Source organism: Martinezella sp. CNPSo 3959, from assembly GCF_057784355.1.
The window spans coordinates 378,193-397,610 of record NZ_JBXSOV010000002.1 but is presented as its reverse complement, the minus strand read 5'-3'; the positions used below and the strand labels follow the sequence as shown (position 1 = coordinate 397,610).

Sequence of the window (19,418 nt, the reverse complement as noted above, 5' to 3'; positions counted from 1 at the left end):
CCCCGTCTCTCATGCCGCTTCCGGCCCGATAGGGGGCAGCCGTTTGGCATGATATCTCTTCAAATCGTTTTCGATTTTCTGCGTGAGCCCATTCTTGGCCATATCATAGCCGACATCAATGGCGGCTGCGAAGGCTTCTGCATTGGCTCCGCCATGGCTCTTGATGACGATACCGTTGAGGCCGAGGAATACGCCGCCATTGACCTTGCTGGGATCGAGCTTCTCGCGCAGCAGGTCGAAGGCGCCCTTGGCTAATACATAGCCGATACGTGCAAGCAGCGTGCGCGACATCGCGGCGCGCAGATAGGCGCCGATCTGCTTTGCCGTGCCTTCGGCCGCCTTCAGCGCGATATTGCCGGAAAACCCTTCCGTGACGACGACATCGACGGTGCCTTTGCCGATATCGTCGCCTTCGACGAAACCGTAATATTCAAGCGATTCGAGATTGGCCTCGCGGATCAGGCGCCCGGCATCCTTGACCTCTTCCTGACCCTTGATTTCCTCGACGCCGACATTCAGCAGGCCAACCGTCGGCCGTTCAATCTCAAAGAGCGCGCGTGCCATGGCGCCGCCCATCAGGGCGAAATCGAGCAATTGCTGGGCGTCGGCGCCGATCGTGGCGCCGACATCGAGCACGATGCTTTCGCCGCGCAGCGTCGGCCAGATCGCCGCAATTGCCGGGCGTTCAATATTGGCCATGGTGCGGAGGCAGAATTTCGCCATCGCCATCAGCGCGCCGGTGTTGCCGGCGGATACGACGACATCGGCGCCGCCCGTCTTCACTGCCTCGATCGAGCGCCACATGCTGGAAACGTAGCGGCCGCGGCGAAGCGCTTGGCTCGGCTTCTCATCCATACTGATGGCAACTTCGCATTCGTGAAAGACCGATTTCTCGCGAAGCTTGGGATATTTGGCGAGGACCGCCTCGCAGCGTTCCTTCTGTCCGTACATCACGAACGTGATATCGGGATGCCTATCCAGCGCCTTGGCCGCGCCGGGAACAACAACCTCAGGGCCGAAGTCGCCACCCATTAGGTCAAGAGAAATTCTGATCACGCGTCCCTAGTCCTTTTTCTCCGCCGCGACGGGCGAATTTGGCGTCAAAATACCGTTTTCTCCCCCGGTGACAACTGAATTGTGCTCGAACGGCACCGGGGCCTATTCCTTTTTCCAATCTTTCAGAACGGCAAAGGGCGAAGGCTTTCTGTCGTCTTCACCGGTATCTTCAATATGCGCTTCGAACTCAACGCCAGGCTTGCGCGGATAGGGGTCGATGGCCAGGGCGGCAAATTCCGCAACGGCCGCACCAGCGTCTATCGTATCGCCGGTGAAGGTCTCTGGAAGATCCGGACCATCGGGATCAAGTATCATTTCTCCGGCATCCCCAGAAGGCGCGCGCGCCAGTTTGGAATCCTCGGGCACGAAAATGTGCTCGAAGTCCTCATCGATATCAGATTCGACCGGCTCGAGTGTGACAACGCAAGCCTGAACGATCTTTGCCTTCACGTTGCCCTTGATCCGCACGCCGTCACGCTTCCAGCGCGAAATCTTGAGATCGGCTTCGAGCTTGCTGACCGAGAGAACATTCCAAAGGGCCGCGAGCCCAACCAGTTCGCGGTCATCAGCCTCGATGTGCACATCCACCGGATTGGCCGAGATATGCCCTACCTTCACGGGATAGGAAAACGGCGTTTCATCGGAGTCGTGTCTTTTCATTTTTATCTCCTAACCGGCCTGTTGACCGACTTTGTCTGGCACCGGCAGCGTCGCCGAGCCCGTGGCGATCTGATCTTCCGTGACGGTCGCCAGATGCGCTTCCGCGATCATCATCCAATCGGCCAATGCACTCATGGAAGCCGTGGCCTCATTCGCCTTGGGATAGATGTTGCGCTGTAACGCCACGGCGAGCGCGGCGCCATCATCGACATCCATCGCGCTCGCATAGCTTTCGAGGCGTCCATAGAACATGCCGGCCAGCTTCTTCATGCGCTTTGGCACGCTATTGTCGCCTATACCAAGCTCGCGGATCGAATAATCGATATCCTCGAAGAAAGCATCCACAATTTCCTGCGCCAGTTCCTGACCGCTTGTTGCCGAAGACCGCGTGCGGCGGAAGAACAGGATCATCATGACAGACAGTAACTCGAAACGCCCCATCACCGTATCTGGCACGTCGTATTCGGTATAGAAAACCGGCTGCCGCGCCATGGAGGTCAAGATTTCATACTGCCTGACGACGATGATCTGATTGTGATTTCTTTTGCGGAAGAGCCCAAAAATCATGAAAATTCCCGGAATTGGCTCCCTCGGAGCGCCCCGTTTTTGCTTGGCCTTGTTGCATCCACGCAAAAGCTGGTTTACCGAAGCAGGCGCGAATTGCAATGCCGTTTGTGCCCGCTTCGAGGCTCCAGCCCTTACCGTCGTCACGTTGTGCATGATCGGTGACGAAGAGTGCCGAACAACATGATTGTGCCTTTTGCCATCGCGGAAAGGACACAATGATGTGTACAGCAAGGTCATACCGGCCGTCCGGCCATCGGATTGATTCATTAGGGGAGATGAGATGTCGTTGACCAGACGGTATTTCAAGTCTGACATTACTTTCAGCAGCACTGCCGCCATCGCCCTGGTGATTGCGACCATGGGCCTTTCCGGTTGCAAGACCAGCGAGGTCATGAACAACGGCTACATCTTCGATCCGCAGTCGCTGGCGCTTGCGCCGGTCGGTTCGAGCCGCGAGCAGGTTCTGCTTTCGCTCGGTACGCCCTCGACCACAGCGACCTTTGACGGCGAAGTCTTCTATTATATCTCCCAGAAGCGCACGCGTGCCGCCGCCTTCATGAAGCCGAAGCTGGTCGACCAGAACATTCTGGCGATCTATTTCGACAAGGACGGCGTGGTGAAGCAGGAAGCCAACTATACGCTTAAGGACGGCAGGGTCTTCGACATGATCAGCCGCACGACCCCGACCGGCGGCCGCGACATCACCTTCCTGCAGCAGATCCTCCAGGGCAGCGGCAGCGGCGTCAACGGGGCAAGGAACTTCCTCAACAACCTCAACCCAGGCCAATAAGCCGGGATACCGTTTCAACGAAAAACCCGCGAGGCATGGCGTCTCGCGGGTTTTCTTTTGCATTCCGTTTGCTTAGAGCAATTCCAGGAAAAGTGCGTAGCGGTTTTCCGTCCGGAATTGCGTAAAAACAGAGAGATAGAGCATTTTCGCGATTCGAAGAAAAGCGAAACGGCTCTAGCCGGCGAGAATAGCAAGCAGAAGCAGGGCCACGATATTCGTGATCTTGATCGCCGGATTGACTGCCGGGCCTGCCGTGTCCTTGTAGGGATCGCCGACGGTGTCACCCGTGACTGAAGCCTTGTGGGCTTCCGAGCCCTTCATATGACGCGTGCCGTCCTTGTCGACGAAACCGTCCTCGAAGCTCTTCTTGGCATTGTCCCAAGCACCGCCGCCCGACGTCATCGAAATGGCGACGAAGAGGCCGTTGATGATCACGCCGAGCAAGGAAGCGCCAAGCGCAGCAAAAGCTGAGGCCTTCGAGCCGGACAGCAGCAGGACACCGAAATAGACGACGACCGGCGCCAGAACCGGCAGCAGCGACGGGATGATCATCTCGCGTATGGCGGCCTTGGTCAGCAAATCGACGGCGCGGCCGTAATCGGGACGCTCGGTGCCCTGCATGATGCCGGGCTTTTCGCGAAACTGCTTGCGAACCTCCTCCACGATCGCCCCTGCGGCACGACCGACGGCGGTCATGGCGATACCGCCGAAGAGATAGGGAATGAGGCCGCCGAACAGCAGACCGGCAACGACGTAAGGGTTCGAAAGCTCGAACGAGATCGTGCCGATATTGGCGAAGTACGGGTATTTGTCACCGTGAGCCGCGAAATATTGCAGGTCGTTCGAATAGGCCGCGAACAGCACGAGCGCACCGAGGCCGGCCGAGCCGATGGCGTAACCCTTCGTGACGGCCTTGGTGGTATTGCCGACCGCGTCCAGTGCGTCGGTGGATTTGCGCACCTCCGGCGGAAGATGCGACATTTCCGCAATGCCGCCGGCATTGTCCGTGACGGGACCGAAAGCATCGAGAGCGACGATCATGCCGGCAAGGCCGAGCATGGCGGTGACCGCAATACCCGTGCCGAACAGGCCGCCGAGTTGGTAGGTGGCGATGATGCCGCCAACGATGACGATCGCCGGCAGCGCCGTCGATTCCAGCGAGACGGCAAGACCTTGGATGACATTGGTGCCGTGACCGGTGACGGACGCCTGAGCGATGGAATTGACCGGCCGCTTGTTCGTGCCGGTATAGTATTCGGTAATGACGACGATCAGCGCCGTGACGATGAGACCAACGATGCCGCAGGCGAACAGCTTCCCGCCGGTGACATCGAAGCCGGCGACGGTGCCGACCGAACCCCAGCCGATGGTCAGCGAAGTGGCTGCACCGAGACCGATGATCGACAGCACGCCCGTGGCGATCAGGCCCTTGTAGAGAGCGCCCATGATCGAACCATTGACACCGAGTTTCACGAAGAAGGTGCCGATGATCGAGGTGATGATGCAGGCGCCGCAGATCGCCAGCGGATAGATCATGGCAGAACCGAGGATCGGCGTGCCGGCGAAGAAGATCGCGGCCAGGACCATGGTAGCGACAACGGACACAGCGTAGGTTTCAAACAGGTCGGCCGCCATGCCGGCGCAATCGCCGACATTGTCGCCGACATTGTCGGCGATGGTCGCGGGATTGCGCGGATCGTCTTCGGGAATGCCGGCCTCGACCTTGCCGACGAGGTCGCCGCCGACATCGGCACCCTTAGTGAAGATGCCGCCGCCGAGACGGGCGAAGATCGAGATCAGCGAGGCGCCGAAACCAAGGGCGACGAGCGCATCGATCACGTCACGCGAACCGGCTTCATGACCGAGGATACCGGTCAGGACGTAGAAGTAGATGGAGACGCCGAGCAAGGCGAGACCCGCAACCAGCATGCCGGTGATGGCACCCGACTTGAAGGCGATATCGAGGCCTGCGGACAGGCTCTGCGACGAGGCTTGCGCGGTGCGGACATTGGCGCGCACGGAGACATGCATGCCGATGAAACCTGCGGCGCCTGAGAGGATTGCGCCGATCAGGAAGCCGAAAGCGGCTTCGGCCGACAAGAGGAGCCAGGCCGCGATGAATACGATGATCCCGACGATGGCGATGGTTCTATATTGGCGCGCCAGATAGGCTTGCGCTCCTTCACGAATATACCCGGCAATCTCCTGCATGCGGGCATTGCCCTGATCGGCAGCGAGCACCGACCGGGTTGTCCATACGGCGTAAATCACCGAGAGCAGTCCGCATGCGATTACTCCTAAAAGAATCGACATTTCGCTTTTTCCCTCCAAAAAAGCCGGCGGTTCACTCCTCCCCCGGCCGCCTGCAACAACGATCGGTCCCCTCCTCCAGGAGATCGGCTGATGTGCAGTTGCGAGATTGATGGCGGGAAAACGTCGCGTCAAGACCGTCCGCGGGTAAAACACCCGCAGAAGGTTCAAAAGAATATTCGAAGATGAAATCAGGCGCGAACGAAGGAAACGAAAATGCGTTATGCCGCGATCCGAGCGTTCGGCGCGGTTTTATTTCTTCGCTTCGCCGCGAACCTGCTTAGCGATTCGGTCGAGCACTGCATTCACGAGCTTGGGCTCGTCCTCCTCGAAGAAGGCATGCGCGATCTCGACATATTCGGTGACGATGACCGGAACCGGCACGTCCTTGCGGTCGATAAGCTCAAAGGTGCCGGCGCGCAGGATGGCGCGCACTGTGCTGTCGAGACGCGACAGTGCCCAGTCGTCCTGAAGCGCGGCGCCGATCAGCGGATCAAGCCGCGTCTGCTCACGCACGACACCCGATACGATAGAGCGGAACCAGGATGCATCGGCCTTCAGATAGGTCTCGCCATCCAGCTCCTGCCCCAGGCGGTGAGCCTCGTATTCAGCCACCACCTCCAGAACGCCGGTTCCGCCGATATCCATCTGATAGAGCGCCTGAACCGCCGCTAGACGTGCGGCACCCCGCTGATTGGCGGGCTTGGCCGGTCGCTCGTTATCCTGATTGCTCATGTATTATGCACCCAACTTCTCTTTCAGCGCGATCATGGTCAGCGCCGCACGGGCGGCAAAACCGCCCTTGTCCTTGTCCGAACGGCGCACACGCGCCCATGCCTGCTCATCGTTTTCGACGGTGAGGATACCATTGCCGATTGCGAGGGATTCGCTGACGGCCAGATCCATCAGCGCCCGCGAGGATTCATTGGCAACGATATCGAAGTGATATGTCTCGCCGCGGATAACCATGCCGAGAGCCACATAGCCATCATAAACCACATTACCATTGTCACCGCCATCGAGCGCCATGGCAATTGCCGCGGGGATCTCCAGGGCGCCGGGCACAGTCACGATATCGTAGGTCGCACCAGCCTCGTCGAGAGCGCCCTTAGCGCCATCAAGCAGGGCATCGGCCATATCGTCATAGAAGCGGGCTTCGACGATAAGGATATGAGCATTGGAAGAGCTGGTCATACATCACCTGCGATTTGAGAGGGCGCGGCACCTTGTTAGGCCGGGTCAAACCACGGCGGGCCTCGCTTGGCAAGTGTTTTTCAATGGCCCGCGCCGATTCCGGCCCTATTTGGAAATGATCGACGCACCGCGGAAATTGTGGCTTCCGCACACGCAACCGCTTCGATAATAATTTGAAGCCTGCAAGGGGGAGGTTCATGACGAAGAAATCCGCACCCGCCGTCAATGTCGGCGAACTCGAGCTGGAACACTGGCAGCAAGGCAGCTTCTTTGCCGGCAGCGACACCTCCTTCGGGGCGAAGCTCGGGCTGAAGCAGCTCGGCATCAGCTACAACGAAGTGCCTCCGGGCAAATCCGGCTGTCCGTTTCACAATCATCACGTCGAGGAGGAGATGTTCGTCATTCTCGACGGCGAAGGCGAATATCGCTTCGGCGACCAGCGCATCGCAGTTGGCAAAGGCGATGTTCTTGGAGCTCCGGCCGGCGGCCCGGAAACGGCACATCAGCTCATCAATATCGGCCCCGGCGTGCTCACCTACCTCGCCATTTCCACCAAGGCTCGAACCGAGATCGTCGAATATCCCGATTCCGGCAAGTTCCTGGCCAAAACCTATAGCGACGGCAAGACGGCGTTCCGTGCCATCGGCCGCGCCGCTGCCACCAACCTCGACTACTGGGACGGCGAGCCCGGCGCCTCGAACGACTGACCATCACCAAAACCATTTTCGGCAAAGATTTAATCCGATGACCCATATACCGACACTGACGACCGACCGGCTTCTGCTGCGCGGCCACACGCTTGATGATTTCGACGAATTCCTCGAGCTCTGGAAACACAGGGAGATCGTCCGCTTCATCGGCGGCGAGATGCCGACACGCGAGCAGGTTTGGGCCCGCCTGCTGCGCTACGCCGGCCTATGGCATCATCTCGGCTTCGGCTTCTTTGCTGTGGAGGAACGCCAAAGCGGCCGGTTGATCGGCGAGGTGGGATTCCTCGACCTGCATCGTGACATGACGCCGATGACGGAAGGCACACTGGAAGCCGGCTGGGGCATCACGCCGCCGATGCAGGGCAAGGGCTATGCGACAGAGGCCATGAACGCCGCCATCGCCTGGGCGGACAGACAGTTCGCAGGACGGCGCATGACCTGCATCGTAGACGTTGAGAACCTACCGTCGTTGCGGGTTGCCGAAAAGATCGGCTTCCGGCGTATCGATGAGCTCATGCTCAAGGACAGATCCAACGTCATCTTCGAACGTTAGCCGTTACAGGGGTGAACCATCGTGCCGGTTTCGCAGAAAAGGTTTTCTGTCAAACGCTACGAACCAAGCGATGCCCGAGCCACGATCGAGATTTTCCTGCGGGCCGTTCGTGAGGTCGCATCGAAAGACTACAGCCCGGAGCAGGTTGCCGCCTGGGCAAAGGTCGATGATGCCGAAGTCTGGGCGCAGTATCGGGCAAGCCGGCCGACCTGGCTTGCTGTCGATGGTTCTATACCCATCGGCTTTACCGATCTAAAATCGGATGGCTGCCTGGATATGATGTTCGTTTCGCCGGATTATCAGGGAAAGGGCGTCGCCAGCCTTTTACTAGAGACGGTCGAAAGGGCCGCTCGCGAACAGGGCTTGCAACGGATTTTCACCGAAGCAAGCCTGACCGCCAGCCCCTTCTTCGAGCGGAGGGGCTTTATCGTCCTGGCGGCGCAGCAGGTGGAAAAGCGCGGCCAGATATTGTCGAATTTTCTTATGGAAAAAACACTTGCGTAGGCCGGAAAGGCGCCGATCGACGCCTTCCTGCAGTGAGCTTACGAAACTCAGGATTCGCGGACCGCGGGGAATTCTGCCAGACGAGCGGCGTAGCGTGCCATGGTGTCGACTTCGAAATTGACGAAGTCGCCAGCCTTGCGCTCGCCCCAGGTCGTGACCTCCAGGGAATGGCGGATCAGCAGCACGTCGAACTCCGTACCCTCGACGGCATTGACGGTCAGCGAGGTGCCGTCAAGCGCGACCGAACCCTTCGGCGCGACAAACTTGGCAAGATGTTCCGGCGCGCGCAGACGGAAGCGCGTGGCCTCACCCTCTGATGTCACCGACAGGATTTCCGCCTTGCCATCGATATGGCCGGACACGATGTGACCGCCGAGTTCGTCGCCGATCTTCAGCGAGCGTTCAAGATTGATCTTGGCGCCTGCTTCCCAGGTGCCGATGGTCGTAAGCCGCAGCGCCTCTTCCCAGGCCTCGACCTCGAACCATCGTCCGTTGCTGCCCTGTTCAGGCAGACCCGTAACCGTCAGGCAGACGCCGGCGTGCGAGATAGACGCGCCCATGTCGATCGTGGCCGGATCGTAATTGGTGGCAACGCGCAGCTTGATGCCTTCCTTCAACGGGGAAATGGATTCGACCGTGCCGACGTCGGTGATAATTCCGGTAAACATCAAAAACCTCTTTCGTATTCGTCGCAGAGATCGTCGCCGAAGCGGCTCTGGCCAACATGAATAAAATCAGCTGGGATATTGGATTTCAGAACCGGCGATTCAATACCACCCTCGCCGATCTCGGCGGGACCTTGAAACAGCAGGATACGGTCGACCATTCCAGCGTTGAGGAAGCGCCGTGCCGTCTTGGCGCCACCCTCCACCAGCAGCGACGAGATACCACGGGTGCCCAAGGCCTCCAGCAGCTCGCCCGGCTCGCTCGAATTGGATTGCAAGACCTCGACGCCGATGGCATCCAGCGCTGCGCGGCGTCCGAGGAATGCGGTGTCGGTATTCTCGTCAAACGGCGGCGGATGGCCGGCGACCGCGATCACCGGATATTGCCGGGCCGTGCGGACCAGCTTGCTGCCAAGGGGAAGCTGCAGCTCGTCGTCAATGACGATGCGCAACGGCGTGCGATCCTCCATACCGGGGATCCGACAGGTCAATTCAGGATCATCTGCTATCGCCGTACCTATGCCGACAAGAATGGCATCGCTTTCGGCGCGCAGCATCTGCACCTCAGCGCGTGCGGCATCGCCGGTAATGCGAACCTGCCCCGCGCCAGTCTTGCCAATCATGCCATCGGCGGAAATCGCAAGCTTGAGAGTCACATAGGGGCGGTTTCTCGTCTGGCGCATAAGATAGCCCGCGAGAGACCGCCTGCCTTCCGTCTCCAGAATACCAGTATCGACCGCGATGCCGGCCTCGCACAGCATGGTGATGCCGCGTCCGGAGACGCGCTGGTCGGGATCGGTGACGCTGATGACGACGCGTGCCACGCCGTAAGCGATCAGCGCCTCGGCGCAGGGCGGCGTCTTGCCGTAGTGCGAGCAAGGCTCGAGCGTCACGTAGGCGGTGGCACCTCTGGCCCCCTCACCTGCCTCGGCCAGCGCCTGAGGCTCGGCATGCGGGCGCCCGCCCGGCGCGGTCACACCGCTGCCGATAATCACGCCATCCTTGACGATAAGGCAGCCGACGGATGGATTGGTGGAAGTCAATCCCAGATGCTGGCGCGACAGACGGATGGCCGCGGCCATGAAATGCTCGTCCTCGGGCCGCAGCGCCATGGTCAAGGGTCCAGCGGATCGCGAGCGATCTTGGCGTTGATCTCGTCGATCACGTGCTCGAAATCCTCCGCATGCGAAAAATCGCGGTAGACGGAGGCGTAGCGTACAAAGGCGACGTCATCGAGGCTCTTCAGCGCTTCCAGCACCTGCAGGCCGATCTGCTCGGAGCTGATTTCGGTCTCGCCCGAGCTTTCGAGGCGGCGCACGATGCCCGATACGGCCCGCTCGATCCGATCGCGATCGACCGGGCGCTTGCGCAGCGCGATCTCGAAGGAGCGCACCAGCTTGTCACGATCGAACAGCACCTTGCGGCCCGTCTTCTTGATAACCATAAGCTCGCGCAGCTGCACGCGCTCGAAGGTGGTGAAGCGGCCGCCGCAATCCGGACAAATGCGCCGACGGCGGATGGACGTATTGTCCTCCGCCGGGCGCGAGTCCTTGACCTGCGTGTCTTCTGAGCCGCAATAGGGGCAGCGCATGCGCTCTCCTTAGCCCATGTAGCCGTACATCGGGAAGCGGTCGGTGAGCTTGACCACTTTCTCGCGCACGGCAGCTTCAACGGCAGCATTGCCTTCGTCGGAATTGGCGACCTTCAGGCCATCGAGCACTTCGATGATCAGATTGCCGATTTCGCGGAACTCGGCTTCCTTAAAGCCGCGCGTCGTGCCGGCTGGGGTGCCGAGGCGAACGCCTGACGTGACGAAGGGCTTCTCGGGGTCGAAGGGAATGCCGTTCTTGTTGCAGGTGACGTAGGCGCGGCCGAGTGCGGCCTCGGCGCGCTTGCCGGTGGCGTTCTTCTTGCGCAGGTCGACCAGCATGAGGTGGTTGTCCGTGCCCCCGGAGACGACGTCGACGCCGCCGGAGATCAGCGTTTCGGCAAGCGCCTTGGCGTTCTTGACGATCTGGGCGGCGTAGTCCTTGAATTCCGGCTGCAGCGCTTCACCGAGCGCAACCGCCTTGGCGGCGATGACATGCATCAGCGGGCCGCCCTGAAGACCGGGGAAGACGGCCGAGTTGAACTTCTTCGCCAGATCCTCATCGTTGGTGAGGATCATGCCACCGCGCGGGCCGCGCAGCGACTTGTGTGTGGTCGTCGTGGCAACGTGGCAATGCGGGAATGGCGACGGATGCTGACCACCGGCAACCAGACCGGCGATGTGGGCCATGTCGACCATCAGATAGGCGCCGACGCTGTCGGCGATCTCGCGGAAGCGCTTCCAGTCCCAGATGCGGGAATAGGCCGTGCCGCCAGCGATGATGAGCTTCGGCTTGGTTTCCTCGGCCTTGCGCTGCACTTCGTCCATATCGAGCAGGTTGTCGCCTTCGCGCACGCCGTAGGACACGACGTTGAACCACTTGCCGGACATGTTGACCGGCGAACCATGCGTCAGGTGACCGCCCGAATTCAGGTCGAGACCCATGAAGGTGTCGCCAGGCTGCAAGAGCGCCAGGAACACGGCCTGGTTCATCTGTGAACCGGAATTCGGCTGAACGTTGGCGAAGTTGACGCCGAACAGCTTCTTGGCACGCTCGATGGCAAGCTCCTCGGCGATATCGACATACTGGCAGCCGCCATAATAGCGCTTGCCCGGATATCCCTCGGCATATTTGTTGGTCATGATCGAGCCCTGCGCTTCCAGCACGGCGCGCGAGACGATGTTTTCCGAGGCGATCAGTTCGATTTCGTGCCGCTGGCGACCGAGTTCCTTGCCGATCGCACCAAAGATTTCCGGATCGGTATCGGCAAGCGAGCGATTGAAGAAGGGTTCGGTGGACGCATTGGTCATCGTGAAAGCTCCTGAACGGGCCGGAAGGGCAATGCAAACGGTATTAGCGTCAGGGTCGCCGGAGAGCAATACGACCAGCGACATTTGCGCGCATAATCCCGAAATCCAGTAGGATTTCGGAAAGGATTACGCGCCATTTCAAAGCGTTACTGCGTCCTTTGCGCGTCTAAAGACGCGCGGCGCAGTAAGCATTCTACGCAGAGCGACCCTGGCAAACGAAAAAGCCGCATCCTGAGATGCGGCTTCCATGCAGATGGGGTTCGAACAACGCCGATTATTGAACCGGTTGCTCCATACCCTGGGTCGTATTGAGCGCCAACTGCGAGTTGCCGTCTAGATTGTAGATGTCGTCGCGGAACTGGACGATGCCGTCGCGGGCGCTCCAGGCCGAAATATAAACGAAATAGACAGGCACTTCGGTCGCCAGCTTGATCGGCGTGTTGACGCGGGTGGAGATGACCTGCTCGATGTGCTGACGCGGCCAGCCCGGCGTTTCGGCCAGCAGCCAGGTCGCGAGGTCGCGCACGTTCTGGACGCGTACGCAGCCCGAGCTGTCGAAACGCATGAGCTTGTTGAACAGGCCCTGCTCCGGCGTGTCGTGCATATATTCGTTGTTGGGATTATAGAAGTTGATCTTCGTGGACGCCATGGCGTTGGTCTTGCCCGGGTCCTGACGGAACATCAGGTCTGGCGCCTTGTCCGAATTCCAGTCGATCGTCTCGGGAGCCACTTCCTGGCCCTTGCCGTCGAGAAGACGGATGTTGTTCTTCGTCAGATAGGTCGGGTCCTTGCGCATCAAGGGCACGATGTCCTTGACGACGATGGAGCGCGGTGCCGTCCAGTACGGGTTGAGGATGACCTCGTAAATCTTTGAATTGATGATATGCGTCGGCCGTGATTCCCGGCCGACGATCGCCTGGTGGCGCAGCGCCACCTGACCGTCCTCGACGGCTTCGACACGTGTCGCCGGGACATTGACCATGACATGACGACGGCCGAGGTCTGACGGGAACGTCTGGAGGCGGACAAGATTGGTGTTGAGCTGCTGCAGACGGACGTTTGCAGGGATGTTCATCGCCTTCAGCGTGAAATCACCCATGACGCCATCGGCCGGCAGGCCGTGGCGGGCCTGGAAACGCTTGACAGCGCCGTCGACATAGGAGTCGAAGGCAGAGGACATACCAGCCTCACGCGGAAGGTCGCCGGTAATCATCAAATGCTGGCGCAGCGACTGCACGGCCGGATCGGTTGCGCCGAGTTGCAGCGGTTGCTGGCTTGTCGGATTGACCTGCGGCCATCCGCCGTTAGCGGCAATATTCTGATATTGCGCGATCGCCTGCTGAATATTCGGTACGGAATCTGGCCCGAGGATTGGTGTGTTCGACTGGACAGCGGCGGCGGTGCGCGCCGCAGCCTTGGCGTCGAACTGGTCGTCCCAATTGCCACGGGAGCGATCGTTGATCAACGCCTCAAGCGGAGTTGCGTTTTGCGCAAGGGCCGGAGCGGCCAGTGCGGCAGCGCCAAGAGTTGCAGCCGACCGCAGGAAAGAGCGGCGCGAAAAGGGTTCAATTCCGTTTTTCTTCGACATATCCTAACCGTTCAACGCTGCGATCCAATCACGAGCAGCTTAGAGAGGAAGCAGTAAATAGCGCAGCTTGCGCCAAGTAACCTGGCTCAGTATCAACCCGTTCCCTTAATGCACCACCAAAAACTTGGCCACGCACTATCACAATATCGCGAAGCCAAGACCTTCAGGTCGGAAGATCGTATTTCGAGAACGCTGCCTGCAGTCGATTTCCGCTGTCATAGCAATATGGCCAATTCGTGTCTCCCGGCATGGAACTTGCATTGCCGCGTCACAGCGAAAGAAAAGCCAAACTGCATTTGCTAAAATACCACAGCTACGCGTGGTTCATAGCGTGTCTTGAACCGGCGTCAATGGCTTAGCCACCGGGGACGTTACATGGGACGGAAGGTGAAGCGCAAACGTGACAAAAAGCGCACAACAGCCGGGCCGGTAACGCATTCAAGCCGGACACGCAGGGAACGTGTCCAGCTTGCTTTTACCGGAAGGTCTTATGATCGATCCGCCACCGCTACTTACATGCGGTAGGCGATGCTGTCGTTCCAGAAGCGGTCGAGGCGCTGCAGGAGCTTGTTCATCTGGGTGAACTCGTCGGTGCCGATGCCGCCGACCTTGTCGATCGAGCCGATGTGGCGCTCATAGAGCTTGGCGACGGTTTCGGCGATATCCTGGCCGGTTTCCGTCAGGCTGATGCGGACCGAGCGACGGTCGATGCGCGAGCGCTGATGGTTGATGAAGCCGAGGTCGACCAGCTTCTTGACATTGTAGGAAACGTTGGAGCCGAGGTAGAAACCGCGCGAGCGCAGTTCGCCGGCCGTCAGCTCGGAGTTGCCGATATTGAAAAGGAGTAGCGCCTGGACGGCGTTGACGTCGTCGCGACCCTGACGGTCGAACTCGTCCTTGATAACATCAAGCAGGCGGCGGTGCAGACGCTCGACCAGGTGAAGGGATTCCATGTAGAGAGCCCGGATGTCATCAACCTGCTGATCCCGAGCGTTTGCAACTGCCTGCGGCTTGATTTTCGTGTTCATCATGACTTGGCCTCACTCTGTTTTGTTTGGCGGTGTCGTTTTCTTCCCGCCTTGAGTGAGACCCTATCGAATACACATAAAATTCTACTTAAACTGCAGGCTTAACAGCACCTTACCAGGACGTGTTGCTGTCTCAGGGTAAATCAACCATTACCTGCTGCTGCCGACGCCGGCGTTTCTCCAGCCATAGCAGGATGCGGAAAAGGCAATAAATCACGGCGACGCAGGCATGCAAGATCATGATCAGCGGATTGGATCCGAATATCTCCGGCCATACGCCATACATCAGTGCCTGCCCCCCTGCCGCCACCACCCACATGACCGGCCCCCAGGAGACAGTAAGCCACAATCCGAGTGCCGCGACGGGGAAGACAACGGCCAAGCCTGCGCCCGCGACCTTCCATGGCAGCGCCAGCAGATCGAAGCGCGCATGGCCATCCAGAGAGTAGCCGACCAGCATCGCCCAATATTGCAGGCCGAGCCAGAAGCAGGTGATCGCGATCAGCCGCAGGAACAGCACGAACAGGATGTCCGTCAGCGTATTCTTGGGTACGGTCGAAGAATCAGGTTCCATGCGCGAACAATACGTAGGAGGCACGTGCCTCGCCAGAATATAATGGCTGCGGCCTTTCGCCCGGTTTTGAATCCTGGGGACGGCGTGATAGGTACGCGCCCCATATAGAATGCCATAAATAGACGAAGAAGGATGGCGGCATCATGGAGAACAAGACGCATCTCGTTGACGAGATCACCGGTCATCGGCGCATGCGGCGCAACCGCAAGGCCGATTGGACGCGCCGTCTCGTGCAGGAAAACCGGCTGACGGTCGACGATCTCATCTGGCCTATCTTCGTGATCCCGGGCACCGGCATCGTCGAGCCGATCCCTGCCATGCCCGGCGTCAACCGCATGACCGTGGATATGGCGGTAGAAGCGGCCAAGGAAGCGGCCGATCTCGGCATCCCCGCGCTTGCCACCTTCCCGAACATCGAAATGGAGCTGCGCGACGAGACCGGCTCCAACAGCCTCGAGAAGAACAATCTCATCAATCTCACCACTGCCGCAATCAAGAAGGCCGTGCCGAACATTGGCGTCATCACCGATGTCGCGCTCGACCCTTTCACCAGCCACGGCCATGACGGCATCCTGCGCGGCAATGAAATCGTCAATGATGAAACGGTCGAACAGGTGGCGCGCGCTGCGGTCTACCAGGCGGATGCCGGAGCAGACATCATCGCGCCTTCGGAAATGATGGACGGTCGCATCGGCGCGATCCGCCAGGCGCTCGATGCTGCCGGACACCAGAGCGTGGGCATCATGAGCTACGCGACGAAATTCAGCTCGGCCTTCTACGGCCCCTACCGCGAGGCGATTTCGACCGGCGGCCTGCTGAAAGGCGACAAGAAGACCTATTACATTGATCCGGCGAACGGCACCGAAGCCGTGCGCGACGCCACGCTCGACGTCGAGGAAGGCGCCGACATGCTGATGGTCAAGCCCGGGCTGCCCTATCTCGACATCTGTTGGCGGCTGAAGGAAGCCTTCGGCCTTCCAACCTTCGCTTATCAGGTCTCCGGCGAATACGCGATGATCAAGGCTGCCGCCGCCAATGGCTGGATCGACGGCGAGAAGGTAATGCTCGAAACCCTGCTCGCTTTCAAGCGCGCCGGATGCGACGGCATCCTCACCTATTTCGCTGTCGACGTGGCGAGACATTTGGCGAAGAAATAGCTTCGATCCATCGACTTATTGTATTTGCTGGAGCCGATACCATATGTTCGGCAAATATTTCCCAAGGAGGAAAGCAATGAGCCTGAACCACAGCCCGCTCTATGCAGCACCGGATGACTGGCGCGCCTATAGTGGCGTGCTGAGCCGGCGCATCTTCGCGTTCATCGTTGACTACATCATCGTCGCGCTGCTGTGCATTCCCGCGGCCGTGCTGCTGTTTTTCGTTTCGATCCTGACACTGGGGCTCGGCTTCTTCCTTTATCCGGTGCTGTTCGTTCTTGTTGCGGGCCTCTATTTCGGCTGGACACTCGGCGGTCCTTACCAGGCTTCGCTCGGCATGCGCGCCATGGGCCTGACCATGGTTCGTGTCGATGGCCGGCGCATGGATTTCCTGACGGCGATCGTTCATCTGGCGCTGTTCTGGATCCTGAATTCCGTCCTCACGCCGCTTATCCTGCTGGTGGGTCTCTTTACTGACCGCAGCCGGCTTGTGCATGACCTACTGCTCGGCACCGTCATCGCTCGAACGGCCTAAAACCACGCATAATCTTGGGACACCGCACGGATCTCCTGCGGAGCCACTGGCGCGCGGGAGATATTTCTGTGCATGGTCAATTAGGAAACTTCGATCTTTAGCGAAGGACGTAGTTGACGTTTTCTAAACTTGGGCCATGCTTGTGGAAAGCGGATGCCGAAAGAAAGGTCAATCAACGGCAGATGAACACGCAGTCGACGCCATCTCCGCAGTTTTATCTGACGGCACCGGCTTCCTGCCCGTACTTGCCGCATGAGATGGAACGCAAGGTCTTCACGCACCTTGTGGGGCCTCGTGCCGCCGAGATGAACGATATTCTGACGCAGGGCGGCTTCAGGCGTTCTCAGAACATCGCCTATCGTCCCGCCTGCGAATCGTGCCGGGCCTGCATATCGGTCCGCATCCTGGCGCAAGAGTTCGAGCCCACCCGATCGATGAAACGGGTGCTGACGGCCAACAGCGATATCATCGCCACCGAATTTCCGGCGCAGCCCTCCAGCGAGCAATATTCGCTCTTCCGCCGCTATCTCGACTATCGTCATCAGCAAGGCGGCATGTCCGACATGACCGTGCTCGACTATGCGATCATGGTCGAGGACACGCATGTGAACACGCGCATCATCGAATATCGCCGTCGCGAGGAAGGTTCAGGGCTGGAGCAGCGTCCGAAGGGCGAACTGCTGGCTGCGGCTCTGACCGATGTGATGAGCGACGGGCTGTCCATGGTCTATTCCTACTTCAATCCCGATCTCGACGAGCGATCTCTCGGCACCTTCATGATTCTCGATCATATCAAGCGGACGAAGGCGCTGGGGTTGCCGCACGTCTATCTCGGCTATTGGGTCAAGGGCTCGCGCAAGATGGACTACAAGACCCGCTTTCAGCCGCAGGAACATCTGACGCCGCGCGGCTGGGAACGTTTCGACCCCGCAGCCGACGGCGACAAAGATACCTTCCGCTGAATGTTTTCCCATCTCTCGGACCATAAGAAGGGCCTGCTGCTGACGACGCTCGGTGGTCTGGCGCTGTCGATGGATATTCCGCTGATACGGCTTTCCAGCGGCGAAGTCTGGTCGGTGCTGTCTGCCCGCAGCCTTGCGACCATCGTCGTGGCGCTGGCCGCCCTTTTCGTCATTCGCCGGGTCACTGGCTCGCTTAAGACTGTGTTACCGGGCTGGCTCGGAATTCCCGTTGGCTTCTTCTATGGGCTGACCACCATCACCTTTCTTCTCGCCGTCTATTATACCAAGGCGGCAAATGTGGTCTTCATCATCGCGCTCAACCCGATGTTCACCGCGCTGCTGTCCTGGATTTTTCTGAAAGAGCGCCCTGCCCTTTCCACCTTCATTACCATGGCTGTCATGATCCTCGGTGTTGGTCTGATCGTCGGTGACGGCATGGAGGCTGGGCATCTGCTTGGCGACGCGCTTTCCGTGCTCGCATCGCTTTCCATCGCCTGCGCCATCGCGATCAGCCGCGCCTCGGGCCGGGACATGGGTTTTGCTTCCTTGCTGGCGGCCGTCATTCCGGCGGCAGTCGGGCTCTATCATATGGTGCCCTCGGGCTTTTCCATCGATCATCCGGGCTGGATCCTTTTCGACGGCGCCGTGCTGATGCCGCTTTCCTTTTGGTGCCTTGCGACGGGCACGCGTTTTCTTTCGGCACCGGAAGTGGCGATGTTCTATCTGCTGGAAACGATCCTGGCGCCGATCTGGGTCTGGATGATCTTCTCAGAAGCGCCAACCAACATGACGCTTGCCGGCGGCGCGATACTGATCCTGGCACTGGCCGCTCACTCGCTATGGCAGGCCCGGGTGAAAGCCAGAGCAGCAATCACCGCACAGAGCCTTGCGCATTGAAGTATTCCTCTTCCAATGTTATAACTAGGTTATCACATTGGAGCTGAGACATGAACGTCACCATCCGCAAAATCGGCAATTCCGAGGGCGTGATTATTCCGAAGGAAGTTCTTGACCAGTTGGGGCTCGGCGCTGGCGATACATTGGAGCTCAGCCTGAAGGATGGTGGATTGCTGATGCAGCCAACCGACGCGGACTTTGCGCGTCAGATGGAACATGCACAACGTTTCATGGATCAGTATAAAGTGGCACTTAAGAAGTTGGCAGAGTAATGCCCTTTATCTTCCTGACTAGGCCGCTCATCGAGCAATTGCACAAGATGCAGATCAAAAGGTTCGGTGGTTCCTATGGTCTCAGAGACGAAGGCTCCCTCGAATCAGCCTTGGCACGCCCGATTAACAAAGCCCAATATGGCAGCAACGATATCATCGAACTGGCGGCGGCGTATCTATTTGGGCTGGCGAAAAACCACGCGTTCATAGATGGAAATAAACGCATCGCCATCGTGACGACGGCAGTCTTCCTCATGGACAACGGCTACCGTATTCAAACCACGGACGCCAATCTTTACAGCTTCGTCATGGCGGTGGCCGCCGGCGAAATCGATGAAGAGGGAGCGACACGTTTCCTGCGAGATGTCTGCGTTCCGGAGACAGCTTAGAACTAACCGCCTCCTATTCGCTTCGGCGTTGGGTTTCCTATGTCTGTCGGCAATCAATCCAACAGGCCGATAGCTATCTGTTAAGGTCAAGCCGTGCCACCCGGCCTT

The 19,418-nt window shown here is 59.2% G+C and carries 22 protein-coding genes and 1 pseudogene; 10 read left to right on the top strand and 13 right to left on the bottom strand.

From position 1 onward, the window contains the following. Nucleotides 1-9: 9 nt before the first annotated feature. From plsX to AC13RE_RS09880, 3 genes and pseudogenes are all read right to left on the bottom strand, one after another. Nucleotides 10-1,056: a phosphate acyltransferase PlsX gene (plsX, locus tag AC13RE_RS09890; RefSeq protein WP_310229372.1), complete on the bottom strand. Its 1,047-nt coding sequence runs from the start codon at nt 1,054-1,056 to the stop codon at nt 10-12. Between the two features lie 102 nt (nt 1,057-1,158). Then, nucleotides 1,159-1,716 carry a YceD family protein gene (locus tag AC13RE_RS09885; RefSeq protein ID WP_132716302.1) on the bottom strand — a complete coding sequence of 186 codons (558 nt, stop codon included), beginning with the start codon at nt 1,714-1,716 and terminating at the stop codon, nt 1,159-1,161. Between the two features lie 9 nt (nt 1,717-1,725). Then, nucleotides 1,726-2,341: pseudogene (locus AC13RE_RS09880) on the bottom strand (ubiquinol-cytochrome C chaperone family protein). A gap of 222 nt (nt 2,342-2,563) precedes the next feature. Here AC13RE_RS09880 and AC13RE_RS09875 point away from each other — a divergent pair. Then, the gene (locus AC13RE_RS09875; protein ID WP_015339434.1) at nt 2,564-3,073 is read left to right on the top strand and encodes an outer membrane protein assembly factor BamE; all 510 of its coding nucleotides are present in this window, start codon (nt 2,564-2,566) and stop codon (nt 3,071-3,073) included. Nucleotides 3,074-3,247: 174 nt separating this feature from the next. On the opposite strand, the gene AC13RE_RS09870 is transcribed toward AC13RE_RS09875, so the two are convergent. From AC13RE_RS09870 to ribH, 3 genes are all read right to left on the bottom strand, one after another. Next, the gene (locus AC13RE_RS09870; RefSeq protein WP_488562794.1) at nt 3,248-5,386 is read right to left on the bottom strand and encodes a sodium-translocating pyrophosphatase; all 2,139 of its coding nucleotides are present in this window, start codon (nt 5,384-5,386) and stop codon (nt 3,248-3,250) included. A 249-nt stretch (nt 5,387-5,635) separates the two neighbouring features. Beyond that, nucleotides 5,636-6,118: a transcription antitermination factor NusB gene (nusB, locus tag AC13RE_RS09865; RefSeq protein ID WP_488483421.1), complete on the bottom strand. Its 483-nt coding sequence runs from the start codon at nt 6,116-6,118 to the stop codon at nt 5,636-5,638. Between the two features lie 3 nt (nt 6,119-6,121). Then, nucleotides 6,122-6,577, bottom strand: coding sequence for a 6,7-dimethyl-8-ribityllumazine synthase (ribH, locus tag AC13RE_RS09860; RefSeq protein ID WP_488562793.1), 456 nt, complete (start codon nt 6,575-6,577; stop codon nt 6,122-6,124). A gap of 197 nt (nt 6,578-6,774) precedes the next feature. Here ribH and AC13RE_RS09855 point away from each other — a divergent pair, with 197 nt between their 5' ends. The 3 genes from AC13RE_RS09855 to AC13RE_RS09845 are packed head-to-tail and all read left to right on the top strand — an operon-like array spanning nt 6,775 to nt 8,344. Then, nucleotides 6,775-7,284: a cupin domain-containing protein gene (locus tag AC13RE_RS09855; protein WP_132716299.1), complete on the top strand. Its 510-nt coding sequence runs from the start codon at nt 6,775-6,777 to the stop codon at nt 7,282-7,284. A 37-nt stretch (nt 7,285-7,321) separates the two neighbouring features. Then, nucleotides 7,322-7,840: a GNAT family N-acetyltransferase gene (locus AC13RE_RS09850; protein ID WP_488562792.1), complete on the top strand. Its 519-nt coding sequence runs from the start codon at nt 7,322-7,324 to the stop codon at nt 7,838-7,840. Nucleotides 7,841-7,861: 21 nt separating this feature from the next. Continuing rightward, entirely contained in the window at nt 7,862-8,344 is a 483-nt protein-coding gene (locus tag AC13RE_RS09845) for a GNAT family N-acetyltransferase (protein ID WP_488562791.1), read from the top strand. A 47-nt stretch (nt 8,345-8,391) separates the two neighbouring features. On the opposite strand, the gene AC13RE_RS09840 is transcribed toward AC13RE_RS09845, so the two are convergent. From AC13RE_RS09840 to AC13RE_RS09810, 7 genes are all read right to left on the bottom strand, one after another. After that, complete coding sequence (locus AC13RE_RS09840) at nt 8,392-9,012, bottom strand: riboflavin synthase (protein WP_488562790.1); 621 nt, start codon at nt 9,010-9,012, stop codon at nt 8,392-8,394. Next, nucleotides 9,012-10,121 carry a bifunctional diaminohydroxyphosphoribosylaminopyrimidine deaminase/5-amino-6-(5-phosphoribosylamino)uracil reductase RibD gene (ribD, locus tag AC13RE_RS09835; RefSeq protein WP_488562789.1) on the bottom strand — a complete coding sequence of 370 codons (1,110 nt, stop codon included), beginning with the start codon at nt 10,119-10,121 and terminating at the stop codon, nt 9,012-9,014. The genes AC13RE_RS09840 and ribD overlap by 1 nt, the downstream gene beginning before the upstream one ends. A gap of 2 nt (nt 10,122-10,123) precedes the next feature. Further along, nucleotides 10,124-10,600 carry a transcriptional regulator NrdR gene (gene nrdR, locus AC13RE_RS09830; RefSeq protein ID WP_047627126.1) on the bottom strand — a complete coding sequence of 159 codons (477 nt, stop codon included), beginning with the start codon at nt 10,598-10,600 and terminating at the stop codon, nt 10,124-10,126. A 9-nt stretch (nt 10,601-10,609) separates the two neighbouring features. Continuing rightward, complete coding sequence (gene glyA / locus AC13RE_RS09825; RefSeq protein WP_015339424.1) at nt 10,610-11,908, bottom strand: serine hydroxymethyltransferase; 1,299 nt, start codon at nt 11,906-11,908, stop codon at nt 10,610-10,612. A 274-nt stretch (nt 11,909-12,182) separates the two neighbouring features. Then, entirely contained in the window at nt 12,183-13,496 is a 1,314-nt protein-coding gene (locus tag AC13RE_RS09820; RefSeq protein ID WP_488483425.1) for a L,D-transpeptidase family protein, read from the bottom strand. A gap of 512 nt (nt 13,497-14,008) precedes the next feature. Then, nucleotides 14,009-14,524, bottom strand: a complete 516-nt coding sequence (ldtR, locus tag AC13RE_RS09815; protein ID WP_041677845.1) for a transcriptional regulator LdtR — start codon at nt 14,522-14,524, stop codon at nt 14,009-14,011. Between the two features lie 133 nt (nt 14,525-14,657). Then, a complete protein-coding gene (locus AC13RE_RS09810) occupies nt 14,658-15,098 on the bottom strand; it encodes a DUF6163 family protein (protein WP_488562788.1) in 441 nt (146 codons plus the stop codon). A gap of 143 nt (nt 15,099-15,241) precedes the next feature. Between AC13RE_RS09810 and hemB the strand changes: the two genes are divergently transcribed. The 6 genes from hemB to AC13RE_RS09780 all read left to right on the top strand — a co-directional run bounded on the left by hemB (nt 15,242) and on the right by AC13RE_RS09780 (nt 19,310). Then, nucleotides 15,242-16,255, top strand: a complete 1,014-nt coding sequence (gene hemB / locus AC13RE_RS09805; protein ID WP_488562787.1) for a porphobilinogen synthase — start codon at nt 15,242-15,244, stop codon at nt 16,253-16,255. A 76-nt stretch (nt 16,256-16,331) separates the two neighbouring features. Further along, a complete protein-coding gene (locus AC13RE_RS09800) occupies nt 16,332-16,790 on the top strand; it encodes an RDD family protein (RefSeq protein WP_113229597.1) in 459 nt (152 codons plus the stop codon). Between the two features lie 182 nt (nt 16,791-16,972). Then, nucleotides 16,973-17,752 (top strand): arginyltransferase, encoded by a 780-nt coding sequence (locus AC13RE_RS09795; RefSeq protein WP_112337870.1) that lies wholly within the window; start codon nt 16,973-16,975, stop codon nt 17,750-17,752. Continuing rightward, nucleotides 17,753-18,649: a DMT family transporter gene (locus tag AC13RE_RS09790; protein WP_488562786.1), complete on the top strand. Its 897-nt coding sequence runs from the start codon at nt 17,753-17,755 to the stop codon at nt 18,647-18,649. A 50-nt stretch (nt 18,650-18,699) separates the two neighbouring features. Next, nucleotides 18,700-18,921 (top strand): AbrB/MazE/SpoVT family DNA-binding domain-containing protein, encoded by a 222-nt coding sequence (locus AC13RE_RS09785; protein ID WP_069616332.1) that lies wholly within the window; start codon nt 18,700-18,702, stop codon nt 18,919-18,921. Then, nucleotides 18,921-19,310: a type II toxin-antitoxin system death-on-curing family toxin gene (locus tag AC13RE_RS09780; protein ID WP_488562785.1), complete on the top strand. Its 390-nt coding sequence runs from the start codon at nt 18,921-18,923 to the stop codon at nt 19,308-19,310. The genes AC13RE_RS09785 and AC13RE_RS09780 overlap by 1 nt, the downstream gene beginning before the upstream one ends. The last annotated feature ends 108 nt before the right edge of the window (nt 19,311-19,418 follow it).